Annotated in this window: 24 protein-coding genes and 1 riboswitch; of the genes, 16 read left to right on the top strand and 8 right to left on the bottom strand. The window is 74.0% G+C overall.

What is annotated here, in order from left to right:
* Positions 1–9: 9 nt before the first annotated feature.
* The 3 genes from AC1DT4_RS10870 to AC1DT4_RS10860 all read left to right on the top strand — a co-directional run bounded on the left by AC1DT4_RS10870 (position 10) and on the right by AC1DT4_RS10860 (position 2,280).
* Positions 10–402 carry a DUF3817 domain-containing protein gene (locus AC1DT4_RS10870; RefSeq protein ID WP_477089802.1) on the top strand — a complete coding sequence of 131 codons (393 nt, stop codon included), beginning with the start codon at positions 10–12 and terminating at the stop codon, positions 400–402.
* Between the two features lie 51 nt (positions 403–453).
* Positions 454–1,593 (top strand): glycosyltransferase family 4 protein, encoded by a 1,140-nt coding sequence (locus AC1DT4_RS10865; RefSeq protein WP_477089801.1) that lies wholly within the window; start codon positions 454–456, stop codon positions 1,591–1,593.
* Positions 1,594–1,719: 126 nt separating this feature from the next.
* A complete protein-coding gene (locus AC1DT4_RS10860; protein WP_477089800.1) occupies positions 1,720–2,280 on the top strand; it encodes an aromatic ring-opening dioxygenase LigA in 561 nt (186 codons plus the stop codon).
* Between the two features lie 64 nt (positions 2,281–2,344).
* Here the strand turns inward: AC1DT4_RS10860 and AC1DT4_RS10855 are convergent, their stop codons facing one another.
* Both AC1DT4_RS10855 and AC1DT4_RS10850 read right to left on the bottom strand, forming a co-directional pair.
* Positions 2,345–3,034, bottom strand: coding sequence for a hypothetical protein (locus tag AC1DT4_RS10855; RefSeq protein ID WP_477089799.1), 690 nt, complete (start codon positions 3,032–3,034; stop codon positions 2,345–2,347).
* Entirely contained in the window at positions 3,034–4,443 is a 1,410-nt protein-coding gene (locus tag AC1DT4_RS10850) for a PspC domain-containing protein (protein WP_477089798.1), read from the bottom strand. The genes AC1DT4_RS10855 and AC1DT4_RS10850 overlap by 1 nt, the downstream gene beginning before the upstream one ends.
* 136 nt (positions 4,444–4,579) lie before the next feature.
* Here AC1DT4_RS10850 and AC1DT4_RS10845 point away from each other — a divergent pair, with 136 nt between their 5' ends.
* The 5 genes from AC1DT4_RS10845 (at position 4,580) to AC1DT4_RS10825 (ending at position 8,270) form a co-directional block, all read left to right on the top strand.
* Positions 4,580–5,884, top strand: coding sequence for an ATP-binding protein (locus tag AC1DT4_RS10845; RefSeq protein WP_477089797.1), 1,305 nt, complete (start codon positions 4,580–4,582; stop codon positions 5,882–5,884).
* Entirely contained in the window at positions 5,881–6,537 is a 657-nt protein-coding gene (locus tag AC1DT4_RS10840) for a LuxR C-terminal-related transcriptional regulator (protein ID WP_477089796.1), read from the top strand. The genes AC1DT4_RS10845 and AC1DT4_RS10840 overlap by 4 nt, the downstream gene beginning before the upstream one ends.
* 2 nt (positions 6,538–6,539) lie before the next feature.
* Positions 6,540–6,956 (top strand): NUDIX hydrolase, encoded by a 417-nt coding sequence (locus AC1DT4_RS10835; RefSeq protein WP_477089795.1) that lies wholly within the window; start codon positions 6,540–6,542, stop codon positions 6,954–6,956.
* 106 nt (positions 6,957–7,062) lie between these two features.
* Positions 7,063–7,818 carry a 3-oxoacyl-ACP reductase FabG gene (fabG, locus tag AC1DT4_RS10830; protein WP_477089794.1) on the top strand — a complete coding sequence of 252 codons (756 nt, stop codon included), beginning with the start codon at positions 7,063–7,065 and terminating at the stop codon, positions 7,816–7,818.
* Complete coding sequence (locus AC1DT4_RS10825) at positions 7,815–8,270, top strand: MaoC family dehydratase (protein ID WP_477089793.1); 456 nt, start codon at positions 7,815–7,817, stop codon at positions 8,268–8,270. The genes fabG and AC1DT4_RS10825 overlap by 4 nt, the downstream gene beginning before the upstream one ends.
* A gap of 25 nt (positions 8,271–8,295) precedes the next feature.
* Here AC1DT4_RS10825 and AC1DT4_RS10820 read toward each other — a convergent pair whose 3' ends face one another.
* Complete coding sequence (locus AC1DT4_RS10820; RefSeq protein WP_477089838.1) at positions 8,296–9,474, bottom strand: acyl-CoA dehydrogenase family protein; 1,179 nt, start codon at positions 9,472–9,474, stop codon at positions 8,296–8,298.
* 164 nt (positions 9,475–9,638) lie between these two features.
* Between AC1DT4_RS10820 and AC1DT4_RS10815 the strand changes: the two genes are divergently transcribed.
* The 3 genes from AC1DT4_RS10815 (at position 9,639) to pcrA (ending at position 13,031) form a co-directional block, all read left to right on the top strand.
* Positions 9,639–9,986, top strand: coding sequence for a hypothetical protein (locus AC1DT4_RS10815; protein WP_477089792.1), 348 nt, complete (start codon positions 9,639–9,641; stop codon positions 9,984–9,986).
* A gap of 45 nt (positions 9,987–10,031) precedes the next feature.
* Positions 10,032–10,514: a DUF456 domain-containing protein gene (locus AC1DT4_RS10810; RefSeq protein WP_477089791.1), complete on the top strand. Its 483-nt coding sequence runs from the start codon at positions 10,032–10,034 to the stop codon at positions 10,512–10,514.
* Between the two features lie 72 nt (positions 10,515–10,586).
* Positions 10,587–13,031 (top strand): DNA helicase PcrA, encoded by a 2,445-nt coding sequence (pcrA, locus tag AC1DT4_RS10805; RefSeq protein ID WP_477089790.1) that lies wholly within the window; start codon positions 10,587–10,589, stop codon positions 13,029–13,031.
* A gap of 127 nt (positions 13,032–13,158) precedes the next feature.
* On the opposite strand, the gene AC1DT4_RS10800 is transcribed toward pcrA, so the two are convergent.
* The 3 genes from AC1DT4_RS10800 to AC1DT4_RS10790 all read right to left on the bottom strand — a co-directional run bounded on the left by AC1DT4_RS10800 (position 13,159) and on the right by AC1DT4_RS10790 (position 14,952).
* Entirely contained in the window at positions 13,159–13,710 is a 552-nt protein-coding gene (locus tag AC1DT4_RS10800; RefSeq protein ID WP_477089789.1) for a Clp protease N-terminal domain-containing protein, read from the bottom strand.
* A complete protein-coding gene (locus AC1DT4_RS10795) occupies positions 13,710–13,922 on the bottom strand; it encodes an RNA polymerase subunit sigma-70 (RefSeq protein ID WP_477089788.1) in 213 nt (70 codons plus the stop codon). The genes AC1DT4_RS10800 and AC1DT4_RS10795 overlap by 1 nt, the downstream gene beginning before the upstream one ends.
* Before the next feature lie 337 nt (positions 13,923–14,259).
* Positions 14,260–14,952: an AAA family ATPase gene (locus tag AC1DT4_RS10790; RefSeq protein ID WP_477089787.1), complete on the bottom strand. Its 693-nt coding sequence runs from the start codon at positions 14,950–14,952 to the stop codon at positions 14,260–14,262.
* A gap of 246 nt (positions 14,953–15,198) precedes the next feature.
* On the opposite strand from AC1DT4_RS10790, the gene sucC reads away from it, so the two are divergent.
* The 3 genes from sucC to AC1DT4_RS10775 all read left to right on the top strand — a co-directional run bounded on the left by sucC (position 15,199) and on the right by AC1DT4_RS10775 (position 18,707).
* A complete protein-coding gene (sucC, locus tag AC1DT4_RS10785; protein WP_477089786.1) occupies positions 15,199–16,380 on the top strand; it encodes an ADP-forming succinate--CoA ligase subunit beta in 1,182 nt (393 codons plus the stop codon).
* A 31-nt stretch (positions 16,381–16,411) separates the two neighbouring features.
* On the top strand, positions 16,412–17,299 hold the full coding sequence (gene sucD, locus AC1DT4_RS10780; RefSeq protein WP_477089785.1) for a succinate--CoA ligase subunit alpha: 888 nt from the start codon (positions 16,412–16,414) through the stop codon (positions 17,297–17,299).
* A gap of 118 nt (positions 17,300–17,417) precedes the next feature.
* Positions 17,418–18,707 (top strand): cell division protein PerM, encoded by a 1,290-nt coding sequence (locus AC1DT4_RS10775; RefSeq protein ID WP_477089784.1) that lies wholly within the window; start codon positions 17,418–17,420, stop codon positions 18,705–18,707.
* Here the strand turns inward: AC1DT4_RS10775 and AC1DT4_RS10770 are convergent.
* Positions 18,704–19,231: a hypothetical protein gene (locus AC1DT4_RS10770; RefSeq protein ID WP_477089783.1), complete on the bottom strand. Its 528-nt coding sequence runs from the start codon at positions 19,229–19,231 to the stop codon at positions 18,704–18,706. The genes AC1DT4_RS10775 and AC1DT4_RS10770 overlap by 4 nt on opposite strands.
* Before the next feature lie 68 nt (positions 19,232–19,299).
* On the opposite strand from AC1DT4_RS10770, the gene purN reads away from it, so the two are divergent.
* Together purN and purH are read left to right on the top strand one after the other, a co-directional pair.
* Complete coding sequence (gene purN, locus AC1DT4_RS10765) at positions 19,300–19,947, top strand: phosphoribosylglycinamide formyltransferase (RefSeq protein ID WP_477089782.1); 648 nt, start codon at positions 19,300–19,302, stop codon at positions 19,945–19,947.
* Positions 19,948–19,972: 25 nt separating this feature from the next.
* Positions 19,973–20,060: riboswitch (ZMP/ZTP riboswitch) on the top strand.
* Between the two features lie 36 nt (positions 20,061–20,096).
* Positions 20,097–21,689, top strand: coding sequence for a bifunctional phosphoribosylaminoimidazolecarboxamide formyltransferase/IMP cyclohydrolase (purH, locus tag AC1DT4_RS10760; RefSeq protein WP_477089781.1), 1,593 nt, complete (start codon positions 20,097–20,099; stop codon positions 21,687–21,689).
* Positions 21,690–21,738: 49 nt separating this feature from the next.
* Here the strand turns inward: purH and AC1DT4_RS10755 are convergent, their stop codons facing one another.
* Positions 21,739–22,992, bottom strand: a complete 1,254-nt coding sequence (locus AC1DT4_RS10755) for an NAD(P)/FAD-dependent oxidoreductase (RefSeq protein WP_477089780.1) — start codon at positions 22,990–22,992, stop codon at positions 21,739–21,741.
* Positions 22,993–22,998 lie beyond the last annotated feature (6 nt).

Genomic DNA, 22,998 nt, shown 5'->3' with positions numbered 1-22,998 from the left:
GATGCAGGCGTGAGCGAGACGGTGACGGGCGTGGACCCCTGGGTGCGCAAGGCCGCGGGGGCCACCAAGCGGTACCGCGTGCTCGCGTGGATCACGGGCACGATGCTGCTGCTGCTCTGCCTCGAGCTGATCCTCAAGTACGTGTTCCACGCGGGCGGCGTCGACGCGTCGGGCCACCCGAACCCCGTGATCGGCGCGTGGGTCGCCTACGCGCACGGCTGGATCTACGTCGTCTACCTGGTCACCGTGTTCGACCTCTGGTCGAAGATGCGCTGGCGGTTGGGGCGCCTGGCGACGATGGCGGCCGCGGGCGTCGTGCCGGTCATGTCGTTCATCCTCGAGCGCAAGGTGCACGCGCAGGCGCTGGCGCGGATCGAGGCCGCAGGTGACGCACGCGGGTGACATGTCCCGGATCGTGAACGACCGTCCAGTTCGCGCGGTTACTGTGACCCCGTGCTGATCGTCCACGTGTCCGACTGCTACGCGCCGCGGACCGGCGGGATCGAGTCGCAGGTCGGTGACCTCGCGGCGCGGCAGGTCGCGGCCGGTCACGAGGTGCACGTGCTGACGGCCACGCTCGGCGTCGGCGGCGAGCGGGGCGGCGTCGTCGACCTGGAGGACGGTGTCCACGTGCACCGGCTCGGCGCGAGGATCCCGTTCGACCTCCCGGTGAACCCGGTCGGACCCCGGCTGGTGCGCGAGGTGTTCGACACCGTGCGGCCCGACGTCGTCCATGTGCACGCCGGGGTGCTGTCCCCGTTCGCCTACGACGGCGCGCGGATCGCGCTCGACGCCGGGCTGCCGACCGCGATCACGTGGCACTGCATGCTCGACGGCGTCGTCGGGACCCTGCGCACCCTGGTCAACCGCACCCGCTGGCATCGCACGCCGGCCGCCCTGAGCGCCGTCAGCCACGCCGCCGCGGCGCGGGTCGAGGAGGTGTTCGGCGCCGAGGTGACCGTGATGCCCAACGGTCTCGACCTCGACGTCTGGGCGCCCAAGAGCTTCTCCGAGGGGCGCGGGCGACCCGGCGAGCACGGGCCGCTGCGGCTCGTCTCGACCATGCGCCTGGCCCCCCGCAAGCGCGCCGTGCCGCTGGTCGAGCTCGTCGGCAAGGCCGCACGCCGGCTCCCGCCGGACCGGCTGCGGCTGTCGATCATCGGTTCCGGCCCCGCGCAGGGCCGCGTCGCCTCCGCCGTGGCGGGTCAGGGCCTGCAGCACCTGGTCGAGCTGCGCGGACGGCTGACCCGGCCCCAGGTCCGGTCCGCGTACACCGACGCCGACGTGTTCCTCGCCCCGGCCGAGCTCGAGGCGTTCGGCATCGCCGCCCTCGAGGCCCGCACCGCCGGGCTGGCCATCGTGGCGAGGCGTGGCACGGGGATCGAGGAGTTCGTCGAGGACGGCGTCGACGGCCTGCTCGTCGCCGACGACGCCGAGATGACCGAGGCGATCGTGCACCTCGCCCGTGACGGTCGCCTGCTCGAGGGCATGCTCACCCACAACCGCGCCGTGCGGCCCCCGTTCGGCTGGGACGACGTGCTCGCGGCGGCCGAGTCCGAGTACGCCCGGGCGCGGACGCGCGCTCTCGTCTGAAGTTCCGACTTTTCACCCCTTTCCTCCCCTAGAGTCGCTTGTGTAGGGCGCTCAGTCATGGACCGCACGCGGTCCGCCGGGTCCAGGGGGTTTCGGGCCCGTCCTGCGGGGTTCGTAAGGGGAGACATGGCCACGACAACAGGCAGCCCGAAGACGGTTCGGGTGCTCGGGCTGATCACCATCATCTTCGGGATCATCTTCATCATCGCCGGGGGCGTGACCTGGGGAGCGGTCTCCAGCAACCTGGCAGCGGAGAAGATCACGGTGTCCGACGACGCCCAGGCCTTCGGCGGTCAGCTGGTCGACACGCCGTGGGAGGCCTGGTTCCAGGCCGACATCATCAACACCCACGCGCTGGAGGCATCCGGCGGCAAGACGTACGCGGAGCTGGACCAGGACGACCCGACGCGCCAGACGGTCATGACCGCCTCGTTCCTGCGGGCCTCGCTGTTCACGTCCGTCGTGGCGTTCGGCGTGGCGCTGCTGGTGGTCGGCATCGGCGTCGTGCTCATCCTCATCGGGTGGGCGCTGCGCAAGGCAGTCGCCACCGGGACGGTCGTGGCGACCGAGCCGGTCGCCCCGGCGAAGGCCTACCCCGACCCGATCCCGACGGCCGCACCGACCGCGCCACCGGCGCCGACGACCACGTCCACGCCGTTGCCGCCGCCGAGCGGACCCACGGCCTGAGCACAGCAACGTCCGAGGAAGCGAGCGTCAGGGCGCTCGTCTCCTCGGACGTTGTCGTGTGGAGTCAGCGGCGGGCGTTGCGGGCGCCGCTGACGATGGACCCGACGAGCAGCGCGGTACCGGCGACCGCGAGCAGCACGATCATCGCCAGCTGCAGGTCGATGGCCACGCCGGCCGCCCAGGCGAGCAGCCCGACGCCGATCGCGGCGATCACCAGGCCCCAGACGACCGTGCCGACCCGGAGCCGTCGGCGGGCGGGGACGACGGGCGTCGGGTCTGCGGGTGCGGCCACGGGGTCGTCGCGGTCCACGGGGTAGCCCGCGCCGACCGGCTCGGCGTATGCCGTCGCGCCGGCCGGCTCCGCGTACGCCGAGGTGCGGACAGCGCCCGGCTCCTCGGACCGGTCGGTCGGCGCGTAGAGCGCGCCGATCGGTGACGCGTACGGCGCCTGGGTCGCCTCGAGCGGGGTCGTCGCCGGTTCGGCGACCGGCTCCGCCGTCGGCACGGCCCGCGTCTCGTCGACGGGCAGCACCGCGGTGTCGCCGACGACGGCCGAGTCCGCGTCGAGCGGCAGGACGGCGGTGTCGGCGGGCGACGAGGTGGCGTCGTCGAGCGGGACGACCACGGTCTCGGCGCTGACGTCCGGCGCCGGGGCGGCGTTGGCGGGCGGGAGTACCACGGTGTCGTCGGCGGGCGTGACGGGCAGCGGGGCGGTCTCGTCGGAGCCGGCGCGGGGGTTCTTCTCGGTGGGCATCAGTTCTCCTCGGTGATCGTGACGTCGCCCGCGCCGATCTGGACCTGCAGCGCGAGCTGCGGGCCGCCGTCGTCGAACGCGCCGGTCGTGAAGGTGCGGGGGTTGAGGCCGACGCCGTCGACGCTCTTGCTCTCTCCGTCGACGTCCCAGCGGACGGTGCCGGCACCGGCGTCGACGTCGGCCGAGACGCTCGCGTCGGACGGCACGATGACCGTGAGGTCGCCGGCGGCGAGCGAGATCGGGACCTCGAGCGTGGTGGAGGTCATCGGGACGTCGGACAGGTCGATCGTCACGTCGCCGAAGCCCATCGAGTAGCCCTGCGCGGCGTCGGTGCGGGAGGTCACGACGACGTCTCCGCTCGCGGCGAAGTCGTGCCGGCCGTCGGCCGTCCAGATCCAGTGGTTGTTCGACACGGCCCCGAGGGGCACGGCGACGAGGATGCCGACGACCGCGAGACCGCCGAGGCCGCCGCTGGTCCGGCCGCGCAGGCCCGACACGATGATGCCGAGACCGCAGAGCACGATGCCGATGCCGAGCGCGGTGAGCCCGACCGGGCCGGTGAAGTCGCCCGAGCGCTCGGCGATCAGCAGGACCGCGAGGCTGAGCAGGCTGAGCGCGACGACCACGCCGACGGTCCCGGCGCCGGCACCCGGCGTGCGGGGACGCGCCGGTCGCGGCGGTCGCAGGTGGTTCGGCGTGCGGGCCGGCGGTGCGGGGGGCGGCGGGGTCGCCGCCGACGTCCAGGCCTGGGCCGGCGGCGCGCCGTAGGGCGGGACCGGCGCGGCGGGCGCCGGGGCCGTCGTCGCGGGGTAGGTGGCGGCCGACGTCGCGGCCGGGTAGGTCGCCGCGGGGTACGTGGTCGTCGCGCCGGGGGCCGGCGGCGGCGTGTAGGGGGCGTACGCGACCGGCGGACGCGGCCGGGAGGGCTGCTGGTTCGCCACGACGATGATCAGCACGACGATGCCGGCGACGAACGCGAGCCACAGGAGGCCCTGCAGCCAGCCCGGAGGTCCCCAGAAGAAGAACCAGTTGTCGCCGCGGCCGAAGCCGACGATCACGAACGCCAGCGCGCCCAGCAGAGCGATGTCGAAGCGGCCGAGGATCATCTCCTCCACGTGGATCCGGCCGTCGCGACGCTCCGGCAGCAGGGCCCAGGCCGCGCCGTAGGCGACGAGGCCGAGCCCGCCGAGCAGGAGGGTCGCGACGAAGATGCCGCGGACGAGGAGGGGGTCGATGCCGAACCGGTCGGCCAGGCCACCGCTGACGCCGCCGATCCAGCGGTCGTCGGAGCGGGCGATGCCGAGCCGGCGGATGCCCTCGAAGAAGCTGTTCGACGGGTGCGTCGGGTTCTGCGGCGGGGCCGCGGGTTCCGGGGCCGGCCCCGGGCCGGTGGGAGTGCTCGTGTCCATGCCTCGATCCTGGTCGCTCGGCCGAGCGCGCGGCATCGGGTGGTCCCCTGAGCGCACCCTGAACCTGCCGGCGCGCACCCCTGAACGAACCCCGGACGGCACCCCGGGAGGCCTCGGGGCATGTGACGATCGGACCGTGACCTCGACCGAACCCCTGCTCGCCCGCCGACGGCTGCCGTTGCGCCGTCCCGCGCGCGGCCGCTGGTTCGGTGGCGTCGCGCTCGGGCTCGCCGCGCACCTCGACCTGCCGGTCGGCCTCGTGCGGCTCGCGTTCGTGGTGCTGACCCCGATCGCCGGCATCGGCCCCCTGCTCTATGTCTTCTGGTGGCTCGCCGTGCCCGCGGGCGACCCCGCCGACGCCGCGCAGGAGGTGCGGCCGAGCGCGCTCACCCGGTTGGCCAAGCGGCAGGCGATCATCGAGCCGGGCCGCCGCATCCCCGTGACGGACATCGCCATCGGGGCCGTCCTGGTGATCGCCGCCGTACTGCTCATCGCGGTCCGGTCCGGGGCGGACGTGCAGGTGGACTGGCTGCTCCCGGCCGTCATCGTGCTCGCCGGCCTGTGGCTCGCGTGGAGCCAGCTCGACGCCGTCCAGCGCGGACGCCTGCGGGAGAGGGCGGGCGGGAAGACGCCGGTGAGCGTGCTGCGCGTGGCGGGCGGGATCCTGCTCGCGGGCGTCGGCGTCCTGCTGTTCGTCGGGCTCGCGTCCGGCGGCGGCGTGGACACCGCGACGCTCGCGCAGTCGATGGTCGCGGCGATCATCATGCTCGGCGGCGTCGCGCTCGTGCTCACGCCCTGGTGGCTGCGCCTGGTCCGGGAGCTCGGCGACGAGCGCGCCGCGCGTGCCCGGGAGTCGGAGCGCGCCGACATCGCCGCCCACCTGCACGACTCCGTGCTGCAGACGCTCGCGCTGATCCGCTCGCGGGCCGACGACTCGGCCGAGGTCGCCCGCATGGCCCGCGCCCAGGAGCGCGAGCTCCGGGAGTGGCTCTACGACGACCGACCGGCGCCGGGCACGTCCGTGGCGGCCGCGCTGCGGGGCATCGTCGCGGAGGTCGAGGACTCCCGCTCCGGGCCGTCGGGCGACCCCGTGGCCGTCGAGTCCGTGGTGGTGGGCGACCGCGCGCCGGACGCCGACACGGAGGCGCTGCTGCAGGCCACGCGCGAGGCGCTGGTGAACGCGGTCGTGCATGGCCGACCGCCCGTGTCGCTGTACCTCGAGGTCGGGGCGACCGAGGTCGAGGTCTTCGTGCGCGACCACGGCGACGGGTTCGACCTCGACGAGGTGGGCACCGACCGGTTCGGCGTGCGCGAGTCGATCATCGGGCGGGTCCGTCGTCGCGGCGGCACCGCGTCCGTCACCAGCAGCCCCGAGCGCGGGACCGAGGTGCACCTGGTGGTGCCCATCCGGTCCACCGAGGAACAGGGAGCACAGACATGAGCGAGGCAGTCGACGTGGTGCTGGTGGACGACCACCACATGTTCCGGACGGGCGTGAAGGCGTCGCTCGACGCGGGCGTCCGGGTGGTGGGCGAGGCGGACACGGTGGACGACGCGATCCGCCTGGTCCGCGAGCTCCGGCCGCCCGTGGTGCTGCTGGACGTGCACCTGCCGGGTGGCGACGGCGGCGGCGGGGCCGAGGTCATCAAGGCCTGCACGGACCTGCTGGGGGAGACCCGGTTCCTCGCGCTCTCGGTCTCCGACGCCTCCGAGGACGTGGTCGCCGTCATCCGCGCCGGCGCGCGCGGGTACGTCACCAAGGCGATCGACGGCACGGACCTGTCCGACGCCGTCCGCCGGGTGGCCGGTGGCGACGCGGTCTTCTCGCCGCGGCTGGCCGGCTTCGTCCTCGACGCGTTCGGCGCGGCCGCGGGGGACGTGGCGATCGGCGACGACGAGCTCGACCGGCTGTCCGCACGGGAGCGCGAGGTCATGCGGCTCATCGCCCGCGGGTACTCCTACCGCGAGGTCGCCTCGGAGCTGTTCATCTCGATCAAGACCGTCGAGACCCACGTGTCCGCGGTGCTGCGCAAGCTGCAGCTCTCGAGCCGCCACGAGCTCACGCGCTGGGCGGCCGCCCGGCGCCTGCTGTGACGATGCGGCTGCGCGTCGCCGCCTACGCCGTCATCGTGGAGGACGGGCGCGTCCTGCTCCCGCACTGGGTCGAGGGCGGGCGGTCGGGGTGGACCCTGCCGGGCGGCGGGATCGACCCCGGCGAGGACCCCGCGGACGCCGCGGTGCGCGAGGTGCTCGAGGAGACCGGCTATCACGCGGTCCTCGACGGGCTGCTGGGCATCGACTCCCTCGTCATCCCCGCCTCCGACCGCCTCGACCCCACGGACGGCGCCCTGCACGCGCTGCGGGTCCTCTACCGCGCGCACGTGGTCGGCGGGGAGCTGCGCGACGAGGTCGACGGCACCACCGACACCGCCGCCTGGTTCCCGCTCGACGAGGTCCCGGGCCTCGACCGGGTCGAGCTGGTCGACGTCGCGCTGCGGCTGGCGGGGTACTAGCGGGCACACCGCGCGACGCGCTCGCCGGGGTGGCGCAGTGGCCAACGCGTGCTGCCCACGCCAAGGTGGCAGGGCCAGCTGATCGTCTTCTCCGAGAGGAACGCTCGTGACCGACCGACGCACCGCCCTCGTGACCGGCGCCGCCCGCGGCATCGGCGCCGCGACCGCCCTCCGGCTGGCTTCCGACGGATTCCGGGTGGCCGTCCTCGACCTGCACGAGGAGGACTGCGCGGGCACCGTGGACGCGATCCGGTCCAGCGGCGGCTCGGCGATCGCCGTCGGCGCCGACGTCGGCGACACCGAGGCGGCGGTCGCGGCCGTCGCACGCGTCGTCGACGACCTGGGCGCCCCGACGGTGCTGGTCAACAACGCCGGGATCCTGCGCGACAACCTGCTGTTCAAGATGACCGACGACGACTGGGACTCGGTGATGTCGGTGCACCTGCGCGGAGCCTTCCTCATGAGCCGCGAGGTGCAGAAGCACCAGGTCGCCGCGGGCTGGGGACGGATCGTCAACCTGTCGAGCACGTCGGCGCTGGGCAACCGCGGTCAGGCCAACTACGCGGCGGCCAAGTCCGGTCTGCAGGGGTTCACCAAGGCGCTCGCCATCGAGCTGGGGCGGTTCGGGATCACGACGAACGCCGTCGCGCCCGGCTTCATCGCGACCGACATGATCCGGCAGACCGCCGAGCGCATGCACCTCACCTACGAGCAGTTCGTCGAGGGCGTCGCCAAGGACATCCCCGTCGGTCGCGTGGGTCAGCCCGAGGACATCGCCCACGCCGTCTCGTTCTTCTGCTCCGAGGCCGCGAGCTTCGTCAACGGGCAGGTCCTCTACGTGGCGGGCGGGCCGAAGGCGTGATCGCCGTCGCCACGCCGGCCGGGCTGCTCGACGCGATCGGGCGGTCCGTCACGGCGGACGAGTGGTTCCCCGTCGAGCAGGAGCGGATCGACCGGTTCGCCGACGCCACGGACGACCACCAGTGGATCCACGTCGACCCCGAACGGGCCGCGCAGGGGCCGTTCGGCTCGACCGTCGCGCACGGGTACCTCACGCTCGCCCTGATCCCGGCGCTCACGGCGGGGCTCGTCGAGGTGGGCGCGGCCGGGCTCGTAGTCAACTACGGGCTGGACCGCGTCCGGTTCCCGCAGCCGGTCACCGCAGGCTCCCGCGTACGGGCGTCGATGACGATCCGCTCCGCCGAGCCGACGGCGCAGGGCGTCCGCGCAGGCTTCACCGTCACGGTCGAGATCGAGGGCGTGAGCAAGCCAGCGCTGATCGCGGAGACGGTCGTCCTCTACGTCGCGGCCTGACCACCGCGACGAGCAGCGCACCCGGTCAGACGAACGCCGCGATGCCCGTGATGGCCCGGCCCACGATGAGGGTGTTCATGTCCCGGGTTCCCTCGAACGAGTACACGGCCTCGGCGTCGGCCATGTAGCGCGCGACGCCGTGGTCGAGCTGGATGCCGTTGCCGCCGAGCGTCTCGCGGCACAGGGCGACGGTCTCCCGCATCGCCGTCGTCGTGTAGGCCTTGGCCAGCGCCGAGTGCTGGTCGCCCTGCCGGTCCTGGTCGCTCAGCTGGGACGCCCGGACGCACAGGGCGATGCTCGCGGTGATGTTGCCCAGGCAGCGGGCGAGCCGCTCCTGGACCAGCTGGAACGACGCGATCGGCTTGCCGAACTGCTCGCGCTCCAGCGCGTACTTCACCGTCGCCTCGTAGGCGCCGACGGCCACCCCGACCGCCTGCCAGGCGACCTCTGCCCGGGTCAGCCGCAGGACCGTGGCGACGTCGCGGAACGAGTGGATGTTCGGCAGCCGGTCGGCCTCGGACACCTCGACCCCGTCGAGCAGGATGTCGGCGTTCTGGACCGAGCGGAGGGCCTGCTTACGCTCGATCTTCGTCGCGGTGAACCCCGGCGTGCCCCGCCGGACGATGAAGCCCTTGACCTGGTCGTCGGCGGTGTCGCGCGCCCAGATGACCGTGAGGTCGGCGAACGTCGCGTTGCCGATCCAGCGCTTGGCGCCGTTGAGCACCCAGGTGTCGCCGGTGCGGTGCGCGGTGGTCCGCAGGCCGCGCGCGGTGTCGGAGCCGGACAGGGGCTCGGTCAGCCCGAATGCGCCGACCAGCTCGCCGCGGCTCATCGGCGGGAGCAGCTCGGCGCGCTGCTCGAGTGAGCCGCCGACGCCGATCGCCCCCATGGTCAGCCCGTTCTGGACCCCGACGAACGTCGAGAAGCCGGCGTCCACCCGCGACAGCTCGAGAGCGACCCAGCCGCGGTAGACGGCGCTGTTCTCGAACCGGACGGTCTCGGGCCACATCGGCCCGAGCATCCCGAGCCGGCCGACCTCGGGGATGAGGTGCACCGGGAACTCGGCGCGCTCCCAGTAGTCGTCGGCGATGGGCCGGACCTCGCGCTCCAGGAACTCCCGGATCGCCATGACGTGCTCGTTCTCGACCGGGGTGAGGACGTCCTGGAAGGAGTAGAAGTCGCTGGCCAGCAGCGCGTAGGACAGCTCGGTCTGGCTCACGTCGTGGCTCCGCTCGTGGATCGGCACTGCTCTCTCCCCGAGTGTTCATCGTTCTGCGTGATGCCGCACTCGCCTCGGACGACGCTCGCCGAGCGACCCCGCCGGCCGGCGCGTTCTTTATCTGACGGAGCGTCAGATAGTCTCGGATCATGGATCTCGTCTACCAGCTGCTCATCGTCCTCCACCTCATCGGCTGGGCCATCGTGCTCGGCGGCACCCTGGTCAACCTCCGCACCCCGAAGATCGCGACCGGCGTGCTGCACGGCATCCTCACCGCGCTGGTCACGGGCATCCTGCTGGTCGGCATCGCCTCGGCGGGCCTCGCCGGCCACGACCCGAACACGGCGAAGATCGCGGTCAAGCTGGTCGTCGCCCTCGTCGTGACCGCGCTGGTGATCCTGGGGATCCGCAAGCCGGCCCGCGTCACCACCGGCTACCTCGGCGCGATCGCCGGGCTCACCGTCGTGAACATCGCGGTCGCCGTCATCTGGCACTGAGCCGGCACCGCGCCGGCTCACGGCGGTACGGCTACTGTCCACCCCGTGAACTCCGTCGGTGACCTGCTGGTCGGCCTCGTCGTGCTCGTCGGGCTGGTCGGCGTCGTCGTGCAGGTTCTGCCGGGCGGGTTGCTCGTCGCGGGCGCCGTCATCGTGTGGGGCGTCGTCACCGGCGGCACGGCGGGGTGGACCGTGGTCGCGATCACCGTCGTGGTCACCGTGCTCGCCTTCGTCGGCAAGTACCTGCTGGCGGGGCGGCACCTCAAGCGCGCGGGCGTGCCCTCGTCGACGCTCGTCTGGGGTGGGGTCGCGGGCGTCGTCGGCTTCTTCGCCATCCCGGTGGTCGGCCTGTTCGTGGGCTTCGTGCTCGGCATCTACCTCGCCGAGTGGGTCCGGTCGCGCGCGGCCCAGCCGGCGTGGCGGGCCACGGTCGCGGCCCTGCAGGCCACGGGGCTGACCATCCTCGTGGAGCTCGCCGCGGCCCTCGTCTCGACGGGTGCCTGGCTCACGGCGCTGGCGGTCACCTGATCCGCGCGCGTCCCCGCCGCTCCACAGCCGGAGCGCGGCTTTGTCAGTCGCGGCGCCTATCCTTGGGGGGCCATGACGTCGCTCTTCGAGAACCTCGCCCTCCCTCTTCCCGGCGTCCCTGCGGACCCGTCCGACGACGCCGCGTCCGCCGAGCGCCGCGCCCGTCGCCAGGCGGAGGCGGACAGGCTGCTCGTCGGCCTGAACCCCCAGCAGCGCGAGGCCGTGCTGCACCAGGGCGGCCCGCTGCTCATCGTCGCGGGCGCCGGCTCGGGCAAGACGCGCGTGCTCACCAACCGCATCGCCTACCTCCTGGCCACCGGCCGGGCGCGGGCGGGCGAGGTCATCGCGATCACGTTCACCAACAAGGCCGCGGCGGAGATGCGCGAGCGCGTCGAGCACCTGGTCGGGCCGGCCGCCGGGCGCATGTGGGTCTCCACGTTCCACTCCGCGTGCGTGCGCATCCTGCGGCGGGAGGCCGCGACGCTCGGTCTGCGGTCCAGCTTCTCGATCTACGACTCGGCGGACTCGCAGCGGCTGCTCACGCTCGTCGCGCGCGAGCTCGACCTGGACCCCAAGAGGTACCCGGCGAAGGCGCTGGCGTCGAAGATCTCGTCGCTCAAGGACGAGCTGGTCGACCCCGAGACGTTCGCGGCGACCTCCGGGGGAGGCGCGGCCAACGACTTCGACACCGCGCTGGCGCAGGTCTACACGCGCTACCAGGCCCGCCTCAAGCAGGCGCACGCCCTCGACTTCGACGACCTGATCATGACCACCGTGCAGCTGCTGCAGGGGTTCCCCGCGGTGGCCGAGCACTATCGGCGCCGGTTCCGGCACGTGCTGGTCGACGAGTACCAGGACACCAACCACGCGCAGTACGTGCTGGTGCGGGAGCTGGTCGGCTCGTCGCGGGGGATCGTCGACGACTCCACGGACATGGAGCTCCCGCGCGGCGAGCTCACCGTGGTCGGTGACGCCGACCAGTCGATCTACGCGTTCCGCGGCGCCTCGATCCGGAACATCCTGGAGTTCGAGGTGGACTACCCGGACGCGCGAACGATCCTCCTGGAGCAGAACTACCGCTCGACGCAGACGATCCTGTCCGCCGCCAACGCGGTGATCAGCCGCAACCCGGGCCGCGAGAACAAGCGCCTCTGGACCGACTCCGGCGCCGGCGCGCAGATCGTCGCCTACGTCGCGGACACCGAGCACGAGGAGGCGCGGTTCGTCGCCGAGGAGATCGACCGGCTCGGCGACGCCGAGGGCGTGCGACCCGGCGACGTCGCGATCTTCTACCGGGCGAACGCGCAGTCCCGGGCGCTGGAAGAGGTCCTGATCCGCGTCGGGCTGCCCTACAAGGTGGTCGGCGGCACGCGGTTCTACGAGCGCAAGGAGATCAAGGACGCGGTCGCCTACCTGCGCGGGATCGACAACCCCGACGACGACGTCAGCGTGCGCCGGATCCTCAACGTCCCGAAGCGGGGCCTGGGGGACCGGTCCGAGTCGATGGTCGCGGCGTACGCCGAGCGCGAGCGCATCTCGTTCGGCGCGGCGCTCGACCGGCTCGACGAGGTGCCGGGGCTGGGCACCCGCGCGATCACGGGCCTGTCCGCGTTCGCCGCGATGATGGCGGACCTCCGTGCCCTCTCGGAGTCCGGGGCGGGCCCGGCCGAGGTCCTCGGCGCCGTGCTCGACCGGTCCGGCTACCTCGCGGAGCTGCGCGCGAGCGACGACCCGCAGGACGGCTCCCGCGTGGAGAACCTGGCCGAGCTGCACGCGGTGGCCTCCGAGTTCGAGCAGACCGACCCCGAGGGCAACCTCGCCGACTTCCTCGAGCGCGTGTCGCTGGTGGCGGACTCGGACCAGATCCCCGACGACGACGGCGGGGACGACGGCGAGGCGCGCGTCGACCAGGGCGTGGTCACGCTGATGACGCTGCACACGGCCAAGGGCCTCGAGTTCCCGGTGGTCTTCCTCACGGGGATGGAGGACGGCACCTTCCCGCACCTGCGCTCGCTGTCGGACTCGCAGCAGCTCGAGGAGGAGCGACGGCTGGCGTACGTCGGGCTGACGCGCGCCCGCGAGCGGCTGTACATCTCGCGCGCGGCCGTGCGGACGGCCTGGGGCGTGCCCAACGAGTTCCCCGCCAGCCGGTTCCTCGACGACCTGCCGGACGAGCTGATCGACTGGCGGCGGCGCGAGTCGTCCACCCAGCAGCTGCGCACCAGCTACGGCTCGGGCTACGGCTCCTCGTCCGGCGGCGGGTACCGCTCGGCGCCGCGTACCGAGCCGCGCAAGACGCTGCCGTCGACCGGCGCCACCTTCGGGTCCGCGACGCCCCGGCCCGACTCCGCGATCCCGCAGCTGTCGGTCGGGGACCGCGTCACGCACGACTCGTACGGGCTCGGCACGGTGATCGCGCTCGAGGGCGCCGGGCCGAACGCCGTGGCCAAGGTCGACTTCGGCACCGATGGCACCAAGCGGCTGCTGCTGCGGTTCTCCCCGGTCACCAAGCTCTGACCCCGGTGCCGTCGGCCGCCTGAGCAGCCCGGGCACCCGACCGCGGCGATCGTCGGCCGCCGCGGACTGGGCGTGACGGCCCACGCCCGGGTCCGCAGCACGCTGGCCAGGGAGACGGTGGGCACGGTCAGGCGACCGGCACGTCGGCCCACGCGGCCGCCACGGCGTCGCGGACCGCGTCCGGCGACACCCCGAGCGCGTCGAGGACGCGGTGCGCGGAGGTGTCGTCGAGCCGGGCGACCGCGAGCAGGAGATGGCCGGAGTCGATCCGGCGGTGCTTGTACCGGACCGCCTCGCGCAGCGAGATCTCCAGCAGCTTCTTGGCGGAGGCGTCGAACGGTCGGTGGCCGCTCTTCCCGGCGGGAGCCTTCGCGACGGCGTCCAGGGCGCCCGGTCCGAACGTCGCCTCGACCTGCGCGCGGACCGCGTCGAGGTCGATGCCGACCCCGGCGAGCGCGTCGCCGTCGATCGCGTGCGGCGGGAGCGCGCGGACCGCGGCGAGCACGGCCCGGTGGTCGACGCCGAGGCTGCTCAGCGCGCGGGCGGCCACCGCGTCCGGCTCCCGGACCGCGCCGAGCAGCACGTGCTCGGTCCCGATCCGGTCCGCGCCGAGCGCACGGGCCTCCTCCTGCGCCTGCACGACCGCCTCGCGGGCATCCTTCGCGAACCTCTCGAACATCAGCCGAACCTCTTTCCGTACTTCTTGTGGACCGCCTGTCGGGACACCCCGAGGGCGGCGGCGACCTGCTGCCAGGACCACCCGAGACCCCGGGCGCGCTCGACGTGCAGGGCTTCCAGCCGGTCGGCCAGCGCGCGGAGCGACCGGACGGCCCGCAGGCCCTCCGCCGGCTCGGCGGCACTGGCGGCCGCGGTCATCAGCTCATCGGACATACCGTCAACTTACGTTGACACTCACGCGCTGTCAACCAACATTGACAACACCGCCCGCAACGTCCGAGCATCCGAGCGCCGGCCGCGCGTTTCCTCGGACGTCACGCAAGGGTCGTCCCGCACCGTCCGCGCAGATGCGGGTCAGGGCCTCATTGAGTGCGGACGTCCCGAACGGGTCGATGCGCAACGTCCGCGTAGATGCGGGGTAGAACCCCACCAAGTGCGGACGTCCGCGCAGGCGGCGCGCGGCGGGCGGGCAGGCGGGGGGCGATCGAGCGCCGTCGGGCCTGCTGAGCGGCGGTGACATCGCGGCGTCGTGCCGGCGCGGGCGGTGGGGTCAGGCCGGGGGGAGGAGGTGGGGGTGGCGGAGGTCGCGGTTGTCGACGACGACCGTGGCGCGGGACGCCGGGCGGCACGCGGCCAGGTAGCGGCGCTGGCCGTCGACGTAGCGGGTGTTCGCGGGGTGCGTCGGGTCGGGCGGGCAGCCGTCGCGGACGGCCATGCGCGCGAACGTCTCGGCGAAGTCGACGTCGAGGTACACGGAGAAGTCCCACCAGGCCGCGAGCTCGTCGCGGTGCAGGAAGATCCCGTCGACGACGAGCACCGTGCGGTCGGTGCCGGCCTCGCGCGGGAGGTGGAGGGCCTCGTCGGTCGCGACGTCGCGGACCGCCGGGCGGTACCGGCGGCTGCCGCCCGGCGCGAAGGGCTCGAGGACCTCGGTGCGCAGGGCGTCGTAGTCGTACGAGTCGGCCCAGAAGCCCTCGGGGGAGTGTCGGCCCTGGCGGTAGCGCTCGTCGCGAGGGCGGTGGAAGCCGTCGACGCCCACCCGGACGACGGTGCGGCCGCCGCGCCGCAGCTCGCGGGCGAGCTCGTCGGCGAAGGTCGTCTTGCCCGCGCCGTCCATGCCGTCGACGCCGACGAGGACGGGCCGGCCGAGCGTCCGCGGGTCGGGGACCCTGGCGCCCACGTCACGCAGTACGGCCAGGCGCGCGACGGACGCGATCGGCGCGGTGTCCGAGGGGGCGCTCACTGCGGCCGACGGGTGGTGCGGCCGGGAGCGAGAGCAGCAGCGACGTGCGTCACCGGGTCCATGCGGGCGAACGTAGCGGAACGCACCGGTGCGGCGGGAGTGGTTGAGGAGAATCTGTGAAGGAGCAGCGTCGCGCACGCCACATCTCTCGATGTGAAGAGATCTCTGCCCGGCCGCTACCATCGACCGGGGCGTTTCGGCCGCACAGAGGCCGTCGAACGCCGGTGATGAGAGGACCCAGACCAGGTGGACCTGTTCGAGTACCAGGCACGTGACATCTTCGAGAAGCACGGCGTGCCCGTCCTGGGCGGCGTCGTCGCCACGACTCCCGAGGAGGCTCGCGCCGGCGCGGAGCAGCTCCTGGGCGGCCAGGACGGCGTGGTCGTCGTCAAGGCGCAGGTCAAGGTCGGCGGCCGCGGCAAGGCGGGCGGCGTCAAGCTCGCGCGCAGCGCGGACGACGCGGCCGAGAAGGCCTCCGAGATCCTCGGCATGGACATCAAGGGCCACACGGTCCACCGCGTGATGATCGCGCAGGGCGCGAAGATCGCGACGGAGTTCTACTTCTCCCTGCTGCTGGACCGCGCGGAGCGTCGCTACCTGGCGATGTGCTCGGTGGAGGGTGGCATGGAGATCGAGCAGCTCGCGGTGGAGCGTCCCGACGCCCTCGCGAAGGTCGCGGTCGACCCGCGCACCGGCATCGACCAGGCGAAGGCCGACGAGATCGTCGCCGCCGCGGGGTTCACGCCCGAGCTGGCCCCCAAGGTCGCCGCGGTGCTGCAGACGCTCTGGACGGTCTACAAGAACGAGGACGCCACGCTCGTCGAGGTCAACCCGCTGGTGCTGACCGAGGACGGCGAGATCGTCGCGCTGGACGGCAAGGTCACGCTCGACGAGAACGCGGGCTTCCGTCACCCGGAGCACGCCGAGCTCGAGGACGCCGCCGCGGCCGACCCGCTCGAGGCGCGCGCCAAGGAGAAGGACCTCAACTACGTCAAGCTCGACGGCGAGGTCGGCATCATCGGCAACGGCGCGGGGCTCGTCATGAGCACGCTCGACGTCGTCGCGTACGCCGGTGAGGCGCACGGCGGCGTGAAGCCGGCCAACTTCCTGGACATCGGTGGCGGCGCGAGCGCCGAGGTCATGGCCGCCGGCCTGGACATCATCCTCACGGACCCGCAGGTCAAGTCCGTGTTCGTCAACGTGTTCGGCGGCATCACGGCGTGCGACGCCGTCGCCAACGGCATCGTCGCGGCGCTCGAGATCCTCGGCGACGAGGCGTCCAAGCCGCTCGTCGTGCGCCTGGACGGCAACAACGTGCTCGAGGGTCGCCGGATCCTCGCCGACGCCGGTCACCCGCTGGTCACGATCGCGGACACGATGGACGGCGGCGCCGACAAGGCGGCCGAGCTCGCCCACGCCGCCGCCTGAACCCCTGACGTAGAGAGAAGCAGACACCACCATGGCGATCTTCCTGACCGAGGCATCCAAGGTCATCGTCCAGGGCATGACGGGCTCCGAGGGGCAGAAGCACACGACCCGCATGCTCGCGTCCGGCACGTCCGTCGTCGGCGGCGTGAACCCGCGCAAGGCGGGGACGTCCGTGTCGTTCCCCGTGGGTGACGCGAGCGTCGACGTGCCCGTGTTCGGCACCGTGGCCGAGGCCATGGACGAGACGGGTGCGGACGTGTCCGTCATCTTCGTGCCGCCGGCCCACACCAAGGCCGCGGTCGTCGAGGCGATCGAGGCGGGCATCCCGCTGGTCGTCATCATCACCGAGGGCGTCCCGGTGGCCGACACCGCCGAGTTCTTCGCGCTCGCGCTGGACAAGGGCGTGCGGCTCATCGGCCCCAACTGCCCCGGCCTGATCAGCCCCGGGAAGTCGAACGTCGGCATCATCCCGGCGGACATCTCGGGCCCGGGCCGCGTCGGCCTGGTGTCGAAGTCGGGCACGCTGACCTACCAGATGATGTACGAGCTGCGGGACTTCGGGTTCTCGACGGCCATCGGCATCGGCGGCGACCCGATCATCGGCACCACGCACATCGACGCCCTGGCCGCGTTCGAGGCGGACCCGGAGACCGAGGTCATCGTGATGATCGGCGAGATCGGCGGCGACGCCGAGGAGCGTGCCGCGGCCTACATCGCCGAGCACGTGACCAAGCCCGTCGTCGGCTACGTCGCCGGCTTCACGGCTCCCGAGGGCAAGACCATGGGCCACGCCGGCGCCATCGTCTCCGGCTCGTCGGGCACCGCCCAGGCGAAGAAGGAGGCCCTCGAGGCCGCGGGCGTCAAGGTCGGCAAGACGCCGTCCGAGACGGCCGCCCTCGCGCGCCAGCTCCTGAGCTGATCAGGCTGTCGACGACCCCGGCGAGCATGCGCTCGCCGGGGTCGTCGTGCTCTACCCGACAGCCGACGCGCCGGGCGGGGTTCGGCCGCGCGGCTGCCTCGGCGGCGACCATGGCACGGTGAGCTCCACCGGTCCCCGCACGGGCAGCGTCCCGGCCACTCCCGTCGTCGACCGTCGACGCCGCCGCACGCTGTCCGACGACGCGGCGCCCGCGTTCTTCACGTCCGCGCTCGACGGTGCGCCGCGCTGGGTCGCCGGCGTCCTGTCCGCCCTGCAGGCCGCGCTGCTCTCGCTGCTCGTGCTCGCCCTGCCGGCCGTGGCGGCCTACGTGGCGACCTCCGCGGACCCGTCCAACAGCGGCGTCGGCTGGTTCCGGTCCGTGGGCGTCGGCTCGTCGCTCTGGCTGCTCGGCCACGGCGTCCCCGCGGACGTCGGCACGATCACGGTCTCGCTGGTGCCCCTCGGCGTCACGATCCTCGCGCTCTTCGTCTGCTACGCCTCCGCGCGCCGGTCCGGGCTCGTGACGTGGTCGGCGTACGGCGCCGGCGTCGCCACGTACACGCTGGTCACGGTCCTGCTGGCCCTCCTCGCCGGGGTGACGGGCGGTGGCCTGGCCCGGGCCGTCGTGGGTGGGGCCCTGGTGTCCGCGACCGGGCTCGGCGCGGGGCTGCTGGCCCGGCCCGAGGCGCCCGCGCTGCGCGACCTCACGCGTCGCGGCTGGTCCCGGTGCCCGGCGCCGCTGCGCACCGGCGCGGCCGGCGGCGTGCTCGCCACGGCGGCCCTCGTGCTCGTCGCGGCGGCGGTCACCACCCTCTGGGTCGTCGCCGGTCGCGCGACCATCGGGGACGTCGTGCGGGGTCTCGGTCTGGACGCGGTCGGCGGAGTCGTCCTGGCGTTGGCCGAGCTGGCGTACCTGCCGAACCTGGTCGTGTGGGCGCTCGCGTGGCTGAGCGGCGCCGGGTTCGCCGTGGGGGCGGGGACCCACTTCGCGCCCGACAGCGTCGTCGGCGGCCCGTTGCCGGCCGTGCCGATGCTCGGTGCGCTCCCGGCGCCCGACATCGCGGGGCCGGCCACGAGCCTCGTGCCGCTGGTGCTCGTCGTCGTCGGCGGGCTCGTCGGCTGGTACGTCCATCGCCGCCTGGCGACCCAGCGCTGGTGGGACGGCCTCGCCGCGTGCGCGAGCGCCGCGGTGACGACGTTCGCCGTGGTCGCGGTGCTGGTCACCCTGGCGAGCGGGGGCGTGGGGCCGGACCGCCTGGCCACGGTCGGTGCCCAGGGGGCCGTCGTCGGCCTGCTGGCCGGTGCCGGGGTGCTCGTGGGTGCGCTGCTCGTCGCGCTGCCGGGCGACCGGCCGCTGCGCGCCGAGGTGCGTCGACTGGTCCGGCCGGCCGCGGGGCGGGACGACTAGGAGCCGGGGCCGAGCAGGTCCTTCAGGTCCTTGTCGTACTGCGCGGCGCAGGCGTTCTGCGCGGTGATCGTCAGCGCGCCCTGGAGGCATTCCTGCTTGTCCTGCACCGCCGGCCACAGCGCGAGCTGCACGGACAGGAGCAGCGACCAGAAGAGGGCGATCACGACGCCCACCCCGATCATGGGGCTGAGCCCGCGGGCGTGCCCCCGGATGGAGACGACGAGCGCCCAGACCCCGACCACGAGCGCCGCGAGCGCGAACGCCACGGCCGCGGCCTGCCAGGGGAGCGGCAGCGTGGCGACCAGGACCGACGAGAGCACGAGGACCCCGAACAGGCGCGTGAGGCGCTGGGCGCGGGCGACCTGCTCCGGGTCGGGCGGCGTGCGGTCCGGACCCACCCGGGGTGGGGCGGCCTGGGGGTGGGGCGCGGGCGGCGGCCACGGGTACTGAGCAACGGGAGCGTCGACCCGGTCGCCGTCCGGCGTGCGCGGACGGTCCTCGGGGGGTGCGTAGGGGTTGCTCACCCCAGCATTCTCGCCCACGAACGACCCCGTGCGGACGCGCGTCCGCCGAGCGCGGATAGGGTCGCCCCGTGACGCACGAGACCCCTCCCCGCCCCGCCCCGGCCACCCGCAGCGCCGGGCGGCTCGTGGTCCTCGTGTCCGGCACGGGCTCCAACCTCGCCGCCCTGCTGGACGCCCACGACGACCCCGCGTACGGCGCACGGGTGGTGGCGGTGGTCGCCGACCGCGACGGCATCCGCGCCCTCGACGTCGCGCGCGCGGCGGGCATCCCGACGGCGGTCGTCGCGCTCAAGGACTTCGACGACCGGGCCGCGTGGGACGCCGCCGTCACGGAGACCGTCGCGGTGTTCTCCCCGGACCTCGTGGTGCTCGCCGGCTTCATGAAGCTGTTCGGCGCGTCGTTCCTCGGGCGGTTCGGCGGCCGGATCGTCAACACCCACCCTGCGCTGCTGCCCTCGTTCCCGGGCGCGCACGGCGTGCGGGACGCGCTGGCGTACGGCGTGAAGGTGACGGGCTGCACGGTGATGGTGGTCGACGAGGGCGTCGACACCGGGCCGATCCTCGCGCAGGCCACGGTGCCCGTGGAGCCCGACGACGACGAGGCCACGCTGCACGAGCGCATCAAGGCCGTCGAGCGCACGCTCTTGGTGGACTGGGTCGGCCGGATCGCCCGCGAGGGGCTGCGGGTGGAGGGTCGGCGCGCCGTCGTCGGCTGAGCCGGCGCCGGGTGCCGCTAGACTCGGCCCCGGTCGTGACTGGCGCAGGTGGGTTCAACCACCGGGAAGCGGCCGCAGTGCCCCGCCACGCACCGCCCGCCTGGGTGCATGGGTCCGCCTCAGCCGACCCTGCACCCCCGGGAGCCGCCATGTCCGAGAACACCACCCAGCGACCCGTCCGCCGCGCCCTCGTCAGCGTCTACGACAAGACCGGTCTGACCGAGCTCGCCGCCGCCCTGCACGCCGCGGGCGTCGAGATCGTCTCCACGGGCTCGACCGCGTCGACCATCGCCGCCACCGGCGTGCCGGTCACGCGCGTCGAGGACCTCACCGGGTTCCCCGAGTGCCTGGACGGTCGCGTCAAGACGCTGCACCCGCGCGTGCACGCCGGCGTGCTGGCCGACACCCGCCGTCCCGAGCACCTCGCGCAGCTGGACGAGCTGGGCATCGCGCCGTTCGAGCTGGTCGTGGTCAACCTCTACCCGTTCACGGCCACCGTCGCGTCCGGCGCCGGACCCGACGAGTGCGTCGAGCAGATCGACATCGGCGGCCCGTCCATGGTGCGCGCGGCCGCGAAGAACCACCCCAGCGTGGCGGTCGTGGTCGACCCCGCGCGGTACGACGAGGTCGTCGCGGCGGTCGGGGCCGGCGGCTTCACGCTCGCCGCCCGCCGCCTGCTCGCCGCCGACGCGTTCGCGCACACCGCCGCGTACGACGCCGCCGTCGCCAGCTGGTTCGCCGCCGAGTACGCCCCGGACGAGGAGGCGGCCGACTCCGGCTTCCCGGCGTTCACGGGCTCCACCTGGGTGCGCGGCGAGGTGCTGCGCTACGGCGAGAACCCGCACCAGCAGGCGGCCCTGTACCTGACGCCCGACGGCGTCGCCGGGCGTGGCCTGGCGGGTGCCGAGCAGCTGCACGGCAAGGCGATGAGCTACAACAACTACGTCGACGCCGACGCGGCGTGGCGCGCAGCGCACGACCACGCGGCCCCCGCGGTCGCCATCATCAAGCATGCCAACCCGTGCGGGATCGCGGTCGGCGCGGACGTCGCCGACGCCCACGCCAAGGCCCACGCGTGCGACCCGGTGTCGGCGTTCGGGGGGGTCATCGCGACCAACCGGACCCTCACGGCCGGCGCGGCGGAGCAGATCGCGCCCGTGTTCACCGAGGTCGTCGTCGCGCCGGACTTCGAGCCCGAGGCGCTCGAGATCCTGGCGCGCAAGAAGAACATCCGCCTGCTCAAGGTCACGCCGACCGAGGGCGTGCGCACCGAGCGCCGCGCGGTCAGCGGCGGGCTCCTGGTGCAGGAGCTCGACCAGGTCGACGCCCCGGGCGACCACCCGGCCGCGTGGACGCTCGCGTCCGGCGCCCCCGCCGACGAGGCGACGCTCCGCGACCTCGAGTTCGCGTGGCGGGCGGTGCGCGCCGTGAAGTCGAACGCGATCCTGCTGGCTGACGACGGCGCGTCGGTCGGCGTCGGGATGGGGCAGGTCAACCGCGTCGACTCGTGCCGGCTTGCCGTCGAGCGCGCCAACGCCGGCGACGTCGAGCGGGCCCGCGGTGCCGTCGCGGCGTCCGACGCGTTCTTCCCGTTCGCCGACGGCGCGCAGGTGCTCATCGATGCCGGCGTGCGTGCCATCGTGCAGCCGGGCGGGTCGGTCCGGGACGAGGAGGTCGTCGCCGCCGCGGCGGCCGCCGGCGTGACGCTCTACCTGACGGGCACGCGGCACTTCGCCCACTGAGCCGACCCGTGACGGGGTCGCGCTCGGCGAGCGCGACCCCGGGAGCCGCTCAGGCGAGCGCCGCCTCGCGCAGCGGGCGCCCGGGGTCGTGGGCGAGGGCGCGGTCGAGCCGTGGCAGGACGGCGCCGGTGAACAGCCGCCGGGCGGCGCCGACGTCGCGCGGGCGGTCGACCGTCAGGATCGCGGCGACCTCGTCGGCACCGCGCCGGAACCACATCGCGGCCCAACCGTCGCCGGCCGGATCGCCGCGCAGCACCACCTCGTCGTCGGTGTGCGGCTGCCCGAACAGCGCGAGCTCGTGGCCGAGCTGGGTGGAGAACACGTAGGGCGCGACGTCCGCGTCCTGCGGGGCGCCCAGCAGGTCGGCGACGAGCCCCGCCGGGCCGCGCAGGGCGCCGTCCCAGTGCCCGCCGGGGATCCAGCCGTGGCGGGACGACCGGCGCACAGCGACGTCGCCCACGGCCCGGACGGCTCGCGGGGCGCCGATCACCGCGTAGTGCTCGTCGACCCGCAGCGACCCGTCGGCCTCGCGAGGCAGGGCCCCGGCCAGCCAGTCCGTGGTCGGGCGCGCGCCGACCGCGGCGAGGACGACGTCGGCCGGGATGAGCTTGCCGTCCGCGAGGAGCACGCCGTTGGTACCGACCTCGACCACGTGCTCCCCGGTCAGCAGCCGCACGCCGGCGGCGGCGTACCAGGGGGCCGTCAGCTCACCGACGGTCGCCCCCAGGGCGCCCGACAGCGGCGCACCCGCTGCCTCGAGGACCACCACGTCGACGCCCGCCGCGGCGGCCACCCCGGCGACCTCGGCCCCGATCCAGCCCGCGCCGATCACCACGAGTTGCGCGCCGGGCACCAGGGCCTCGCGGAGCCGTTGCGCGTCGGCCGCCGTGTGCAGGGTCAGGGCGGCCTCCCAGCCGGGGGGCCGGACGGCGTGCGCGCCGGTGGCCACGACGAGGGCGTCCGCGGACACGGTGCCGTCCGCCGTGGCGACCTGCGGCCGTGGACCGGTCAGCGACAGGCCGCGCGCGGGCGTGCCCAGGTGCACCTCGTCCGCCTGGGCCAGCAGGTCGACGCCGATCTCGTCGGTCAGCCACGTGGGTGACGGGCGGTCGAGCAGGTGCTTGGACAGCGGCGGCCGGTCGTACGGGGCGATGTTCTCGGAGCCGAGGACGACCACCCGGCCTCCGAAACCCTGCTCGCGCAGGGCGGCGACCGTCTGGGTGGCCGCCAGGCCGGCGCCGACCACGAGCACGTCGCGCACGGGTCGGTGGTCCACGGTGTCGTACTCGGTCCGGGCGCTCACCACGCA

The sequence above is a fragment of the Cellulomonas sp. P4_D11 genome (genome assembly GCF_056401915.1).
The sequence above is the reverse complement of the archived record's forward strand: the minus strand, read 5'-3'. Positions and strand labels throughout refer to the sequence as shown.